The 14,118-nt window shown below is 64.4% G+C and carries 12 protein-coding genes and 1 tRNA gene; 7 read left to right on the top strand and 6 right to left on the bottom strand.

Annotated elements, in window-relative coordinates; all coding sequences use genetic code 11:
• Window positions 1–85: 85 nt before the first annotated feature.
• A tRNA-Thr gene (locus CEJ42_RS13065) sits at window positions 86–161 on the bottom strand.
• Between CEJ42_RS13065 and CEJ42_RS13060 the strand changes: the two genes are divergently transcribed.
• A complete protein-coding gene (locus tag CEJ42_RS13060; RefSeq protein ID WP_129587726.1) occupies window positions 135–1,586 on the top strand; it encodes a GAF domain-containing sensor histidine kinase in 1,452 nt (483 codons plus the stop codon). The two genes, CEJ42_RS13065 and CEJ42_RS13060, sit on opposite strands and share 27 nt — an antisense overlap.
• Before the next feature lie 11 nt (window positions 1,587–1,597).
• Here CEJ42_RS13060 and CEJ42_RS13055 read toward each other — a convergent pair whose 3' ends face one another.
• Window positions 1,598–2,104, bottom strand: coding sequence for a hypothetical protein (locus tag CEJ42_RS13055; protein WP_079218669.1), 507 nt, complete (start codon window positions 2,102–2,104; stop codon window positions 1,598–1,600).
• Window positions 2,105–2,307: 203 nt separating this feature from the next.
• On the opposite strand from CEJ42_RS13055, the gene CEJ42_RS13050 reads away from it, so the two are divergent.
• The 3 genes from CEJ42_RS13050 (at window position 2,308) to CEJ42_RS13040 (ending at window position 3,304) form a co-directional block, all read left to right on the top strand.
• Window positions 2,308–2,574, top strand: a complete 267-nt coding sequence (locus CEJ42_RS13050; RefSeq protein ID WP_079218678.1) for a hypothetical protein — start codon at window positions 2,308–2,310, stop codon at window positions 2,572–2,574.
• A 22-nt stretch (window positions 2,575–2,596) separates the two neighbouring features.
• Window positions 2,597–2,830 (top strand): hypothetical protein, encoded by a 234-nt coding sequence (locus CEJ42_RS13045; RefSeq protein ID WP_079218680.1) that lies wholly within the window; start codon window positions 2,597–2,599, stop codon window positions 2,828–2,830.
• A 141-nt stretch (window positions 2,831–2,971) separates the two neighbouring features.
• Window positions 2,972–3,304 carry a plasmid stabilization protein gene (locus CEJ42_RS13040; RefSeq protein ID WP_079218683.1) on the top strand — a complete coding sequence of 111 codons (333 nt, stop codon included), beginning with the start codon at window positions 2,972–2,974 and terminating at the stop codon, window positions 3,302–3,304.
• A 241-nt stretch (window positions 3,305–3,545) separates the two neighbouring features.
• Here the strand turns inward: CEJ42_RS13040 and CEJ42_RS13035 are convergent, their stop codons facing one another.
• The gene (locus CEJ42_RS13035; RefSeq protein WP_079218685.1) at window positions 3,546–4,688 is read right to left on the bottom strand and encodes a branched-chain amino acid ABC transporter substrate-binding protein; all 1,143 of its coding nucleotides are present in this window, start codon (window positions 4,686–4,688) and stop codon (window positions 3,546–3,548) included.
• A 206-nt stretch (window positions 4,689–4,894) separates the two neighbouring features.
• Between CEJ42_RS13035 and CEJ42_RS13030 the strand changes: the two genes are divergently transcribed.
• The 3 genes from CEJ42_RS13030 (at window position 4,895) to rpiA (ending at window position 8,394) form a co-directional block, all read left to right on the top strand.
• A complete protein-coding gene (locus tag CEJ42_RS13030) occupies window positions 4,895–5,407 on the top strand; it encodes an Lrp/AsnC family transcriptional regulator (protein ID WP_079218687.1) in 513 nt (170 codons plus the stop codon).
• A 495-nt stretch (window positions 5,408–5,902) separates the two neighbouring features.
• Window positions 5,903–7,666 carry a cation:proton antiporter gene (locus tag CEJ42_RS13025; RefSeq protein WP_079218688.1) on the top strand — a complete coding sequence of 588 codons (1,764 nt, stop codon included), beginning with the start codon at window positions 5,903–5,905 and terminating at the stop codon, window positions 7,664–7,666.
• A gap of 47 nt (window positions 7,667–7,713) precedes the next feature.
• Window positions 7,714–8,394: a ribose-5-phosphate isomerase RpiA gene (rpiA, locus tag CEJ42_RS13020; protein ID WP_088751350.1), complete on the top strand. Its 681-nt coding sequence runs from the start codon at window positions 7,714–7,716 to the stop codon at window positions 8,392–8,394.
• A gap of 997 nt (window positions 8,395–9,391) precedes the next feature.
• Here the strand turns inward: rpiA and CEJ42_RS13010 are convergent.
• From CEJ42_RS13010 to argA, 3 genes are all read right to left on the bottom strand, one after another.
• Window positions 9,392–12,217, bottom strand: a complete 2,826-nt coding sequence (locus CEJ42_RS13010) for a M16 family metallopeptidase (RefSeq protein WP_243397859.1) — start codon at window positions 12,215–12,217, stop codon at window positions 9,392–9,394.
• Between the two features lie 129 nt (window positions 12,218–12,346).
• On the bottom strand, window positions 12,347–12,619 hold the full coding sequence (locus CEJ42_RS13005; protein ID WP_079218691.1) for an oxidative damage protection protein: 273 nt from the start codon (window positions 12,617–12,619) through the stop codon (window positions 12,347–12,349).
• A gap of 101 nt (window positions 12,620–12,720) precedes the next feature.
• Window positions 12,721–14,034, bottom strand: a complete 1,314-nt coding sequence (gene argA / locus CEJ42_RS13000; RefSeq protein ID WP_079219356.1) for an amino-acid N-acetyltransferase — start codon at window positions 14,032–14,034, stop codon at window positions 12,721–12,723.
• Window positions 14,035–14,118 lie beyond the last annotated feature (84 nt).

Below are 14,118 nucleotides of genomic sequence, written 5' to 3'. Positions count from 1 at the left end.
GCGCGCCGCCGTGCGCGCATTTCCTTCTCATGTAGATTGCGAAGCAAAAGAAAACGGCCCACATCGCTGTGAGCCGTTTAAGTACTGGTGCTGATGGGCGGAATCGAACCGTCGACCTACTGATTACGAATCAGTTGCTCTACCAACTGAGCTACATCAGCGCAAGGGCGGTATTCTATCAAAAACTTGGATTTCGCCAATACCTCAGCCGCATATCTTCTCAAACTGCGCGCCAAAGCGGCGTTTTTCCCGCAAATATGCGGCTAGGCGCGCCGGAACAGGCCGCCACGACGGCTTTTATGGTCGCAAACGGGCACTTCAAGGCCCCCGGTGCTACGATGACCTACCTCATTGCCACACCGCCAGATCAAGAAGACATGCGCCACGACATCGCCGCCGACATCCGGAACATCCAGCAGATCAGTTCGGTCCCGACCATCCTTGAAGCCGTGGCGGCGATCACCGGCTTGCGCTTCGTGTGCATCGCACGCGTGACGGCCGATTCCTGGACGACCTGCGCGGTGCTGGACAAGCTGGACTTCGGCCTGAAGGTCGGCGACGGGCTGGATGTGACCACCACCCTGTGCGAACAGGTGCGCGATACGCGGGCGGCGATCATCATCGATCATGTGGCCGAGGACGCGACTTACTGCAACCATCACACGCCGCGCATCTACGGTTTCCAGAGCTATATTTCGGTGCCGCTGTTTCGTCCGGGCGGCGAATATTTCGGCACGCTGTGCGGGCTCGACCCCAACCCGGTCAGCCTGTCGGCCGCGGCCACCACGACCAGCATCAAGCTGTTTGCCGAGCTGGTGTCACGCCAGTTGCAGAGCGAGGCCGCCCTGCTGGAGGCGCAGGATGCGCTGACCGGCGAGCGCGAGGCGGCGGAGCTGCGCGAGCAGTTCGTGGCCATCCTCGGCCACGATGTGCGCAATCCGCTTAATGCCATCATGCTGGGCACCGACATGCTGCAGCACCAGGATTTGAGCGGCAGCGCGAAGATCACGGTGCAGCGTATCCGGCGCAGCGCGCAGCGCATCGCGGGGTTGATGGAGGATGTGGCCGACTTCACGCGCGGGCGCATGGGCGGCGGCATGACGGCGGCGATGGAGGATTGCGGCGATCTTGGCGCACGGTTCGAGCAGGTCGTCGGTGAGCTGCTGCTGGCGTATCCGGGGCGCGAGATCCGCTTCGACATGCAGCCCGGCATATCGCTGCGCTGCGAGCCGCGCCGCATCGAGCAGGTGCTCTCCAACCTGTTGAAGAATGCATTGGCGCACGGCCACGCGACGCATCCGGTGCGCGTGTCCGCTTACAGCCAGGCGGGCGAGTTCCGGCTGCGCGTGGTCAACGGCGGTCCCGGCATCGCCCCGGAAAAACTGGGCAAGCTGTTCAAGCCGTTCTGGCGCGGCAACCCTGGCGACAGCCACAAGGGCCTGGGCCTCGGGCTCTTCATCGTGGCCGAGATCGCGCGCTCGCATGGCGGGCGGATCGGCGTGGTTTCCGACGAGGAGGAAACCGTTTTCGAATTCTCGATGGCCTCGGCGCTGCCGGATGCCTCGCTGCTGGGGGCGACGGCCTAGGTCGCAGGGATTCAGTTGTCGAGTTTCTTGTCTTCCCGCTTGGCTTCGGCCATGGCGTCGGGCTCCAGCTCTTCGGCGGCGCGGTTGCAATAGACGAAGAAGCCCCACGCCGCCAGCAGGATGCCGGTGCCGGCCAGCAGCGCGCCGGCGTAGAGCAGCTGTTCCGGTTCCTCATGCACGGCGCGGAAGGTCGCCACCAGGCCTTCGATGGCCAGCGCCACGATCACCACCACGAAGAAGCGCGACAGGAAGCGGCGCACGCGCGTGGGGGCGCTGATGTTGGCGTCGCGCACGACTTCTTCTTCGGTGATGGTCTCGGCGATCTGGAAGGCCACCACGGCCGCGGCCAGGATGCCGATGGCTTCGATCAGCGCCTGCGCCTGCGGCAGATCCAGCCCGTCGGCCACGGCCAGGATGCCCATGCGCGCGGCGATCACGATCAGGGCCACGGCGCCCAATGCGAACAGGATGGCGATCATGCTGTGCACGAGCCCGAACAAGGTCATCATCTTCTTCATCTGCCGCCCCTTTTTTTTGCGAGTAGCCGCTTGGACTGAGCCGGCGGCGAATGGTTGTGCCCGGTCGCGGATGGGCGCATCATGAACATTGCCGCAAGGAATCAGAATCTTCGCGCGGCATTCGCTGTCTATCGAACTTGGTCACCGAAAGTGTTGACTGTCTATCAATTGCGGCGCCCACAAGGCGCGGAACAGGAGCGGACATGCCACATACGGACAAGGCGGAAAAATTCAGGAGCTTCTCCGCCGACTACACCCGCGAAGTCGGCGGCGAGCGCTATTCCTATGTCGCCAGGTTCACCTTCGGCGACGCCATCAGCTGGAATGCCGACGTCAGCCGTGACGACCTGCCCAAGGGGCACCTGTCGGGCAGCTTCGACCGGGCCGGCTTCGACGAGCCCGAGGTGGTCGGCGCGGTGAAGGCGCTGATCGAGGAAGAGATCGAGTCGCTCAACGGCATCGACGAGTGATGCTCGCGCAAGGAGGACGGCCGTGAGCAAGAAGAAGATCAACGAGGACGAATACATCCACGAGATGAACCGCCGCCTGCGCGACCATCGCGACTATGTCGGCGGCATGGAATTCCTGCCGCATCCGCCGGGCGCGGCAGGGGAGAGCATCCTCGGCATCGCCTGGGCCGGGATCGTGTTTCATCAGGCGTACCGCGAGGTGCTGGAGTCGATGGAGCGCGATTTCGAGCTGGAGCATATCCGCCGCCGGTTCTGAGCGGGCGGCCCGGTCTTGTAGGCATTTGCCTGCATTGCCCCGGCGCATTTCCTACAGCAGGATCAGCGGGCGGAGGATGGCGCCGGCGCGGCGCCGTTTCTATGATGGACCCACTGATACCGGAACAGCAGGGAGGCCGTCATGCCGCAGGCAGCATGGAGCAACAAGCGCGAGCGCCAGTATGAGCACATCAAGTCAAGCGTCCTCAAGCGCGGCGCCGGCGAGAAGCGCGCCGAAGAGATCGCCGCGCGCACCGTCAACAAGGAGCGCGCCCAGCACGGCGAGGCGCGCAAATCCACCAAGAGCCTGACCCAGGACATGCAGGCCTCGCGCCGCGGCGGCCTGCGTTCGCACAAGGGATCGGGCGGACGCACCTACCAGCAGCTATACGCCGAAGCGTCCTTCCGCAATATCAAGGGACGCTCCAGCATGAACAAGGCCGAGCTGGAGAAGGTGCTGAACCATCGTCATTGACGGCAAGCCTTGCATGCCGATGTCGACGCCGGAGCAGAGCGCAAGAGTTGACCCAAGAAAATGGCAAACCTCAGGCGCGCGGCAAAACCGTCTTTGACGTCTCGAAGCGGCGAGGGCGCAACGCCCGCGCTTCGCATATCGCAAAGACCTGAAAGAAAACCCGCCAGCAGCACGCACCAAAGAAAAACGCCCCCGGCGCGAACCGGGGGCGTTTTTTTGCGGGTGCGACCGATACGACTGATTACTTGGTCACAGCCAGCAGGGTGCGTTGGCCGTTCTTGTAGGTGTACAAGGTCAGCGAACCGTCCTTGATGTCGCCCTTGGCGTCGAAGGCGATCACGCCGGTCACGCCCTTGTGGCTGATCTTGGCCAGTTCCGGCAGGTACTTCTTCGGATCGGCCGAGCCGGCCTTGGCCATGGCGTCAGCCACGGTCAGGGTGGCGTCATAGGCGTAGGCTGCGTTATAGACCACGTCGATGCCGAACTTCTTCTTGTAAGCGGCGCGGAAGTCGTCCATGCCCTTCTTGCCGGCGTCGTCAACACCGCCGGCTTCGGCGCAGACCACCTGGTCGTCGCCCAGGCCGTCACCGGCCAGGCCCGGCAGCGAACCGGTACAGATGCCGTCGCCGCCCATGAACTTGGCGGTGATGCCCAGCTGCTTCATCTGGCGCAGCATCGGGCCGCCGACGGCGTCCATGCCGCCGAAGAAGACCACTTCAGGCTTCTTCGACTTGATCGAGGTCAGGATGGCGTTGAAGTCGGTCGCCTTGTCGTTGGTGAACTGCTTGCCGACGATGGTGCCGCCGGCGGCTTGCGCGCCCTTGGCGAATTCTTCAGCCACGCCCTGGCCGTAGGCGGTGCGGTCGTCGATCACGGCGATCTGCTTGGTGCCCAGCTTCTGCACGGCATACTTGCCCAGGGCGGCGCCCAGTTGCGCATCGTTGGCCACCACGCGGAAGGCGGTCTTGAAGCCTTGCTGGGTGTACTTGGGGTTGGTGGCGGACGGCGAAACCTGCGGGATGCCGGCGTCGCTGTAGATCTTGGAAGCGGGGATGGTGGTGCCCGAGTTCAGGTGGCCGATCACGGCGGCGACTTTCTGGTCGACCAGCTTGGTGGCGACGGCGGTGGCCTGCTTCGGATCGGAGGCGTCATCTTCGCCAACCAGTTCGAACTTGACCTTCTTGCCGCCGATGGTGAAACCCTTGGCGTTCAATTCGTCCACGGCCATGCGGGCGCCGTTTTCGTTGTCCTTGCCCATGTGGGCGTTGGGGCCGGAGAGCGGTCCGACGTGAGCGATCTTGACGACTTCCTGCGAGAAGGCGGAGCCTGCGAAAGCCAGTCCGATAGCAGCGGTTAATGGAATAATTGCGCTCTTGAGTTTCATAAAATTCCTCTGTAGATTGAATTGACCACTTTTGATGTTTTGTCTCACTACCCAAGCTTTATTCAGATCCGTTTTGCAGGGACCGGGCGTCCCGCTTTTGCTTTCGTCCCCGACTTTCTGAATAATGCAGACGGTACAACATAAGAATCGGCTTCGCCAAGTTTTTTTTACCGGCTCGCCTAAAAATTTCCATACCATTTAACCCCATGCCCGCCAAACATCACACGCTCGACAAGGTTGATCGCAAGCTGCTCAACATGCTGCAGAAAGACAATCAGATCTCGACTCGCGTGCTGGCCGAGAAACTGCATATTTCCCAGCCCACATGCCTGCGTCGCATCCGCGAACTGCGCGAGGCCGGCATCATCGCCGCCGAGGTGGCGATGGTCGATCCCTTTGCGCTCGGCTACGGCATGCTGGCGTTCCTGGAGATCTCGCTGAACAACCAGTCCGACCAGCACATGCAGGACTTCGAGCAGCGCATGGCCAAGGAGGCCGAAGTGATGCAGTGCTACTTCGTCTCCGGCGAATACGACTACTTCCTGGCGGTGCACGTCATCGATATGGACGCCTACTACCAGTTCGTGCGGCGGGTCATTTCCGGCTCGGGCAACGTGCGGCATTTCCAGTCGCGCTTCCCGATGAAGCGCGCCAAGTTCACCACGCGCATCTCCTTCGACGAAAAGGCCGCCGAGGTCCTGGTGCGCGTACCGGGCTGACCGCCGTCGTGGCCGGCGGCCGGAGGCCCGATGCGCGCGGACTCTGTTTAGCAGTTTTCGTGCCTGCGGGCAGCATCGCCACCGGCTCGCGGTCAACTGGTGTGACCATTGGCTGGCATCATCAGTGGTGCGGCCAGCGCCATGAAAATGGATCCAATCGCGCCGCGCTTTTCGGCCGGCCGCGCCGCCTGACGATGTTGCGCGTTGCAGGCGGTTCGCCTCCTGTGTTATTTTCGGAGCCATCCGATGACATTGGCGCAACCGAACGCCAACTTGTCATTCAGGCCATACGCACCAAGAGCGGACGCAGATCAGCATAAGCGCCGGCTTGCCGGCATCAGCGACAATCCCGATCATCCACCTTGTGCGGCGCAGCAGCCGCATGCGGCTCCATGCACCCGATGGTGCAGCGGCGCTGCAAAATGGCGCACGTTTGCATTACATCAATCGCATTACACCAATCCGCAGTCCCGACCAGAAAGGAACCCACCCACGATGCACGAAGTCGAGTTGTTCATCCAGGATATGGCGATCATCATGCTGATCGCCGGTATCGTCACCGTCGTCTTCAACAAACTGAAGCAGCCGGTGGTGCTGGGCTATATCGTCGCGGGCGTGATCATCGGCCCGCATACCCCGCCTTACGACCTGATCCAGGATGAGAAGACCGTGCACATCTTGTCCGAGCTCGGGGTGATCTTCCTGCTGTTCTCGCTGGGCCTGGAGTTCAGCCTGAAGAAGCTGGCCAAGGTCGGCGCCACCGCCTTCATCGCGGCCGCCGCCGAGATCCTGCTGATGATCTGGATAGGCTACGAGATCGGCCTGTACTTCGGCTGGAAGCGGATGGACGCCATCTTCCTGGGCGCCATGCTGGCCGTGTCCTCGACCACCATCATCGTCAAGGCCCTGAACGAGCTGGGCATGAAGAACGAGAAGTTCGCCCAGATCATCTTCGGCATCCTGATCGTGGAAGACATCCTGGCCATCGGCATGATCGCGCTGCTCTCGGGCATCGCCACCAGCGGCTCGGTCAACTCGGGCGACGTCTTCACCACGGTGGGCAAGCTGGTGCTGTTCATGATCGTGTCATTGGTGATCGGCATCCTGGCCGTGCCGCGCCTGCTGAGTTTCATCTCGCGCTTCAAGAGCAATGAGATGCTGCTGGTGGCGGTGTTGGGCATCCTGTTCGGCTTCTGCCTGCTGGTGATGAAGCTGCAATACAGCGTGGCGCTGGGCGCCTTCCTGGTCGGCGCGGTGATGGCCGAGTCGCGCCAGCTGCACCGCATCGAGCGCCTGGTCGAGCCGATCCGCGACATGTTCTCCGCCATCTTCTTCGTCGCCATCGGCCTGATGTTCGACCCCAACGTGCTGGTCAAGTACTGGATGCCGATCACCGTCATCACGCTGGCCGTGGTGTTCGGCAAGCTGATCAGCTGTGGGCTGGGCACCTTCGTGGCCGGCCAGAGCGGCCGCACGCCGATGCGCGTGGGCATGGGCCTGGCGCAGATCGGCGAGTTCTCCTTCATCATCGCCGCGCTGGGCGTGAGCCTGAAGGTCACCAGCGAGTTCCTGTACCCGATCGTGGTGGCGGTCTCGGCCATCACCGCCTTGCTCACGCCTTACCTGATCAAGGCCGCCGACCCGCTGTCGGCCAAGGCGGTGACGCTGGTGCCGTCGAAGGTCTCGGGTTTGCTGGGCATGTATTCGCGCTGGCTGGAGAGCCTGCAGCCCCAGGGCGACCGCGCCGAGTTGACCAAGATCATCCGCCGCATCCTGATGCAGGTGCTGGTGAACCTGGCGCTGGTGATCGCCCTGTTCCTGGCGGGCGCCTTCTTCGTCGACGGCCTGTCGCGCCAGCTGGCCCAGTGGACCCCGGATCCGGACGTGCAGAAAGCCATCATCTGGGGCTGCGCGCTGGTGATCTCGCTGCCTTTCCTGATCGCCACCTACCGCAAGCTGCAGGCCCTGTCGATGCTGCTGGCGGAGGTCGGCGTCAAGCCGGAGTTCGCGGGAGCGTATACTTCGGGTGTGCGCAAGGTTATTTCCGAAGTGCTGCCCATCATGTCCATCGTCGGCATCATGCTGCTGATCTTCGTGCTCTCGGCCAGCATCCTGCCGCCGCTGAACCTGCTGGCCTTCGTGCTGGCGGGCGCGGCCGGGCTGCTGTGGCTGCTGTGGAGCAAGCTGGTCAAGCTGCATTCGCGGCTGCAGATCGCGCTGTTCGAGACGCTGGACGAACAGCCGGAAGATGTCCACTGACGGCATTTCCGGCCCTTACAGATTTATTTACGTTGGACTGAAACATCATGACTCAAGACGAACTGAAACAGGCGGTCGCCAAGGCCGCCATCCAATACGTGGTTGACGGCGAAATCATCGGCGTGGGCACCGGCTCCACCGCCAATTTCTTCATCGACGAACTGGGCAAGATCAAGGACCGCATCAAGGGCGCCGTGGCCTCGTCCGAAGCCACCGCCGAGCGCCTGCGCTCGCACGGCATCAAGGTGTTCGACCTCAACGAGGTCGAGACCATGCCCGTCTACATCGACGGCGCCGACGAGATCAACGGCGCCGGCGCCATGATCAAGGGCGGCGGCGCCGCGCTGACGCGCGAGAAGATCGTCGCCTCGGTGGCGCAGAAGTTCGTCTGCATCGCCGACGGCTCCAAGCTGGTCGAGGTGCTGGGCAAGTTCCCGCTGCCGGTGGAAGTGATCCCGATGTCGCACGCGGTGGTCGCGCGCAAGCTGGCCGCGCTGGGCGGCGAACCGCGCCTGCGACTGAGCAAGGGCGAGGAGGGCAAGCCCGTGGTGACCGACAACGGCTGCTACATCATCGATGTGATCGGCTTGTCGATCACCGATCCGGCCGGGATCGAGGACAAGATCAACAACATCGTCGGCGTGGTCACCAACGGCCTGTTCGCGCGCCAGGGCGCCAACGTGTGCCTGCTGGGCACGGCTGAAGGCGTCAAGAAACTGGAGTTCTGATGCGCGGGTAAGCGATTCGCGCGAATTGCTCCGGCAAGGAAAAGGCCGTGTCCATGGACACGGCCTTTTTCATGTCGACTGTCAAATCCATTTGAACCGTCATCCCCGCGAAGGCGGGGATCCAGTGGCGTTGGTTATGCCTCGACGGTGGACTGAAAGCCGCTGGGTCCCCGCGTTCGCGGGGACGACGGGGTGGGGAGGACGGGAGCTCCGCCTCATTCGCCCGCACTTACTTCCGCACCGCCTTCGCCTCATCGCGCGTAGTCACCAGGCGCATCTCCACTTGATCCGTCATCCCCGCGCAGGCGGCGATCCAGTGACGTTGGTTATGCCTCGACGGTGGACTGAAAGCCGCTGGGTCCCCGCGTTCGCGGGGACGACGGGGTGGGGAGGACAGGAGCTCCGCTTCGTTCGCCCGCACTTACTTCTGCACTGCCTTCGCCTCATCGCGCGGTGTCACCAGGCGCATCTCCACTTGATCCGTCATCCCCGCGAAGGCGGGGATCCAGTGACGTTGGTTATGCCTCGACGGTGGACTGAAAGCCGCTGGGTCCCCGCGTTCGCGGGGACGACGGGGTGGGGAGGACAGGAGCTCCGCTTCGTTCGCCCGCACTTACTTCTGCACTGCCTTCGCCTCATCGCGCGTAGTCAACAGGCGCATCTCCACTTGATCCGTCATCCCCGCGAAGGCGGGGATCCGGTGACGTTGGTTATGCCTCGACAGTGTGCTGAAAGTCGCTGCGTCCCCGCGTTCGCGGGGACGACGGGGTGGGGAGGACAGGAGCTCCGCTTCGTTCGCCCGCACTTACTTCTGCACTGCCTTCGCCTCATCGCGCGGTGTCACCAGGCGCATCTCCACTTGATCCGTCATCCCCGCGCAGGCGGCGATCCAGTGACGTTGGTTATGCCTCGACAGTGGGCTGAAAGTCGCTGCGTCCCCGCGTTCGCGGGGACGACGGGGTGGGGAGGACAGGAGCTCCGCCTCGTTCGCCCGGATTTACTTCTGCGCTGCCTTCGCCTCATCGCGCGCAATCACCACGCTCATCCTGGCCGGATCGAAGTACTTGCGCGCCGCCGCGTTGATCTGCTCCAGCGTCAGGTCGGCGATCTTCAGGTCCAGCTGCTGCTGCCACAGGAAGTCGCGGTCCAGGTTCATCAGCGAGGTCCAGCCGGTGGCGATGCCGCCGTCGGTGGCGCGCTGCTGGTTGCGCTGCTGCAGGATGCCCGACTTGGCGCGCAGCAGTTCGTCCTGGGTGAAGCCGTCCTTGAGCACGCGCGCGATCTCTTCGCGCACGGCGGCGTCGACCCGGTCCAGGTTCTGCGGCGCCGCGATGGCGCGCACCACGAAGCTGCCGGCGTCGCTGATGGCGCCCACGTTCAGCCCGGAGGCGATGCCGTAGGACAGGCCATCCTGCTGGCGCACGCGGTCGGCCAGGCGCGACTTCAGGCTGGCGCCGCCGAGCAGGTAGTTGGCCACGGCCAGCGCGGCGTAGTCCGGCGCGGTGTCCAGCAGGCGTACGTTCTGGCGCGCGTAGTAGACGCCGTTCTCCTTGTCCGGCGTATTGATCACCTGGCGCGTGGCGGCGATGTCGGCCCAGGTCGGCAGCACGCGCGCATAAGGCGCGGCGCTGGCCCAGCCGCCGAAGCCGTCGTCGATGGCCTTGCGCGCCACGGCCGGGTCGAAGTCGCCGACCACCGCCAGCTCGCCGTTGGAGGCGCCGTAGAAGCGGCGGTGGAAGTCCTTCACCTGTTCCAGCGTGACGGCGCGGATGGCGGCGACGCGCTCGTCCAGCGTCTGCGCGGCGCGCCAGTCGCCGGCCGGGTAGTGGTTGAAGTGCAGCGACAGGGCTTCTGCCGCGCGCGCCTCGGGCTCGTTGCGCGAGGCTTCCAGCGACACCAGGGTTTCGTTCTTCAGCTGCTCGAACTCGGAGGCGTCGAAGCGCGGCCGGCGCAATACATCAGCCACCAGCCTGATGGCCGGCGCCAGGTTCTCGCGCGTGGTCTGGAAGGTGTAGACGTTGCCGCTGATCTTCAGGCGCGCGAATTCATCGGCCAGCTGCTGGCGATTGAACTGCTGGTTGCCGCGCATGAGCATCGCCGCCGCCAGCTGGGCCACGGCGCGCTGGCCGAACAGGGTCTGCTCGTCGCCGAACTCCAGGTTCAGCCGCACCGACACCGTCTCGCCGCGCGACTTCTTGGGCAGCAGCGCCAGTTTCAGCATCGTGTGCGGGGCCTGTCCGGCGGGCACCAGCGTGCTGCGCTGCTGGATGTTGCCGGGCGCGGGTTCGAAGGCTTCGCCGGCGGCCACCGGCGGGCGCGGCTTGTACTGCGCCACCAGCGACTCGACGCTGGGTGCGGCGGGGACGTCGGTGCGCTGCGGCTGGTCCTCGGGCAGGTAGAGGCCGACGGTGCGGTTGTCGCGGCGGAAATACTTGGCCGCCGCGGCCGCCACCTGCGCCGAGCTTACGCGCTGCTCGTCGTCGCGATCGGCAAACAGCAGGCGCCAGTCGCCCAGGGCGATGGCCGATGACATCGACACCGCCAACTGCTGCGGATTGTTCTGCAGCTTCTCGAAGATGTTGGCGCTCTCGCGGCGCAGGCGGGCGATCTCTTCATCGGTCGGCGGCGTCGCCGCGAAGGACTCGATGGAGGCGACCAGCTCCTGCTTGACCGGCTCGATATCCACGCCCGGCTTGACCACCGCGACGATCATCTGCAGCCCCGGCGCATAGCCGTTCAGTTGCATCTGGTAGATGCCGCTGGCGCGGCCGGTTTCCACCAGCGACTTGTGCAGGCGTCCGTTGGGCGTGTCGGCCAGGATGGCGCCGGCGAACGACAGCGCATTGGCGTCCGGATGCAGCGAGGAGGGCATCTTGTAGGCCACCGCGACCAGCTGGATGTCGCCCTTGCGGCGGATCACGAACTGGCGCTCGCCGTCCTGGGCCGGCTCCACCGTCCAGAACTCGGGCAGCTTGCGGGTGGGTTTGGGCATGCGGCCGAAGGTCTGGTTCACCCACTGCAGCGTCTGCGCCGGGTCGAACTTGCCGGCGATGAGCAGCACCGCGTTGTCGGGCTGGTAGTAGGTGCGGTAGAAGGCCTGCAGGTTCTCGATCTTCACGTTCTCGATGTCGCTGCGGTTGCCGATGGTGGCGCGGCCGTAGCTGTGCCAGTCGTAGGCCACGCTCTGCATGCGCTTGAGCATCACGCTGTTGGGCTGGGTCTCGCCGCTTTCGAATTCGTTGCGTACCACCGTCATTTCGCTGTCGAGATCCTTGCGCGCGATCTTCGAGCGCAGCATGCGGTCGGCTTCCATCGAGATCGCCCAGCGCAGGTTGTCTTCGCCGGCCTGGAAGGTCTCGTAATAGTTGGTGCGGTCCAGCCAGGTGGTGCCGTTGAAGTTCATGCCGCGCTTGCTGAATTCCTGGGGGATTGCCGGGTAGTTCGGCGAGCCCTTGAACATCAGGTGTTCCAGCAGGTGGGCCATGCCGGTCTCGCCGTAGTTCTCGTGGCGCGAGCCGACCAGGTAGGTGATGTTGACGGTGACAGTGGGCTTGGAGTCGTCCGGAAACATCAGCAGCTTGAAGCCGTTGGCGAAGCGGTATTCCGTGATGCCTTCGGCCGAGGGGCCTTGCGTGACGCCCGGGGGCAGGGCGGCGGGCTGGGCCTTGGCCGTTGCGGGCGCCGGCTTGGCGCGCGCGGGGCGGGCGACCGTCTCGGCGGTGTCGGCCGCATGGGCGGACAGAACAGGCAGAGCGGGCAGGCTCAGCAGCGTGACGGAGAGGCTGACGGCGAATACGGAAATGCGCGGGGCACGGAAGGGCAACTTGTTCTCCTGCGGGAATGAACTTGGATCGGGCATTGTAGTACCTGGCGCGGCACGGCGCGCAGGACGCCGCGCAAACAAAAACGCCGCCGGGGATGTCCGCGGCGGCGTTGTTCGGGGCAAGCGAGATCAGTCGCTGGGCGGCACGTAGCCGGCCGCGGCATCGGCGCCTTCGCCGAAGAAGTGCTTTTCCATCTGCACCGCCAGGTACTTGCGCGCGCGCGCGTCGGCCAGCATCAGGCGGTTCTCGTTGACCAGCATGGTCTGGTGCTTGAGCCAGGCGGCCCAGGCTTCCTTGGAGACGCTCTCATAGATGCGCTTGCCCAGTTCGCCCGGGTACGGAGGGAAGTCCAGGCCTTCGGCTTCCTTGTTCAGTTTGATGCAGTGGACCATGCGTGCCATGTCGATTCCTTGTTCGGTTAGGGGTGTTGCGCCGCAAGCGGAGGCTCTGCGTGTGTCTCTTTTCGTCGAGCCGGCCCGCGTTGCGGCAAAAATTCAATTATTCAATACAGGTTCTTGATCAGCACCTGCGACTTGCGCTGCCAGTTGTAGATCTGCTGGCGATCCTGCGGCAGGTCGTTGACGCCCGCCAGCACGAAGCCGCGCTTCAAGAACCAGTGCGAGGTGCGCGTGGTGAGCACGAACAGCTTGGTCAGTCCGGCTTCGCGCGCGCGCGTCTCGATGTGCTTGAGGATACGGTCGCCGTCGCCCTGGCCCTGGACTTCCGGGTTCACGGTCAGGCAGGCCATCTCGCCCATCCTTTCCTTGGGGAAAGGGTAGAGCGCCGCGCAGCCGAAGATCACATTGTCGTGCTCGATCACCGAGAAGTAATGGATCTCGCGTTCGATCAGTTCGCGGCCGCGCTTGACCAGCGTGCCGTCGGCTTCCAGCGGCTCGATCAGCTTCAGGATGCCGCCCACGTCCTCGATGGTGGCCTGGCGCAGGCTCTCCAGGTTCTCGTAGGTGACCATGGTGCCCACGCCGTCGTGGGTGAACAGTTCCAGCAGCGCCGAGCCGTCGGTGGCGAACGGCACGATGTGCGCGCGCGAGACGCCGGCATTGCAGGCCTTGACCACGCTGGAGAGGTAGAAGGCCGAGTCGGCCGGCAGGAAGCCCGCCGACAGCACGGCCTCGGCCTGGTGCGAGGACAGTTCGCGGATCTCGGCGCCGGCGGCGTCCTTCATCATCGGCGTTTCCGACAGGAAGATCAGCTTTTCGGCGCGCAGCGCGATGGCCGCCGAGACCGCCACGTCTTCCATGGTCAGGTTGAAGGCTTCGCCGGTGGGCGAGAAGCCCAGCGGCGAGAGCAGCACGATGCCGCCGGCGTTCATGATGGGAGCGATGACGTCGGCTGCGATCTTGCGCACCACGCCGGTCAGCTGCAGGTCGACGCCGTCGATCACGCCCATCGGGCGCGCGGTGACGAAGTTGCCGGAGATGACGCGGATCGCCGCATGCGCCATCGGCGTATTGGGCAGGCCCTGGCTGAACGCGGCCTCGATATCCAGGCGCAGCTCGCCCGCCGCCTCCTTGGCGCATTCCAGCGCGGCCGGGTCGGTCACGCGCAGGCCGTTGTGAAAGCGCGCCTCGACGTTACGCAGCGCCAGCTGCTCGGCCACCTGCGGGCGCGAGCCGTGCACCACCACCACGCGGATGCCCAGCGCGTGCAGCAGCGACAAGTCCTGGGCCAGCACCTGCAGGTCGCCGGCGGTGACCAGCTCGCCCGGAAAGGCGACCACGAAGGTCTTGCCGCGGAAGGCGTGAACATAGGGCGCGACTGAGCGCAGCCAGTTGACGAATTCGGTCTGATTTTCCATGACGCGCATTATAACCAGCGTCGCCGCCCGGCGTCGGCTGGCGCGCCACTGAAATGAAGGAAATGGCGGGTGGCGGGGGATATC

It is taken from the genome of Herbaspirillum robiniae (assembly GCF_002213415.1).
In the GTDB taxonomy this organism is placed as follows: Bacteria; Pseudomonadota; Gammaproteobacteria; order Burkholderiales; family Burkholderiaceae_D; genus Herbaspirillum; species Herbaspirillum robiniae.
The sequence above is the reverse complement of the archived record's forward strand: the minus strand, read 5'-3'. Positions and strand labels throughout refer to the sequence as shown.

Excerpts from the sequence above, each read along its gene's own strand:
- rpiA (WP_088751350.1), top strand. The coding sequence starts at position 7,714 with ATGACTCAAGACGAACTGAAACAGGCGGTCGCCAAGGCCGCCATCCAA.
- argA (WP_079219356.1), bottom strand. The coding sequence starts at position 14,034 with ATGGAAAATCAGACCGAATTCGTCAACTGGCTGCGCTCAGTCGCGCCC.
- CEJ42_RS13030 (WP_079218687.1), top strand. The coding sequence starts at position 4,895 with ATGCCCGCCAAACATCACACGCTCGACAAGGTTGATCGCAAGCTGCTC.
- CEJ42_RS13025 (WP_079218688.1), top strand. The coding sequence starts at position 5,903 with ATGCACGAAGTCGAGTTGTTCATCCAGGATATGGCGATCATCATGCTG.
- CEJ42_RS13005 (WP_079218691.1), bottom strand. The coding sequence starts at position 12,619 with ATGGCACGCATGGTCCACTGCATCAAACTGAACAAGGAAGCCGAAGGC.
- CEJ42_RS13050 (WP_079218678.1), top strand. The coding sequence starts at position 2,308 with ATGCCACATACGGACAAGGCGGAAAAATTCAGGAGCTTCTCCGCCGAC.
- CEJ42_RS13040 (WP_079218683.1), top strand. The coding sequence starts at position 2,972 with ATGCCGCAGGCAGCATGGAGCAACAAGCGCGAGCGCCAGTATGAGCAC.
- CEJ42_RS13035 (WP_079218685.1), bottom strand. The coding sequence starts at position 4,688 with ATGAAACTCAAGAGCGCAATTATTCCATTAACCGCTGCTATCGGACTG.
- CEJ42_RS13055 (WP_079218669.1), bottom strand. The coding sequence starts at position 2,104 with ATGAAGAAGATGATGACCTTGTTCGGGCTCGTGCACAGCATGATCGCC.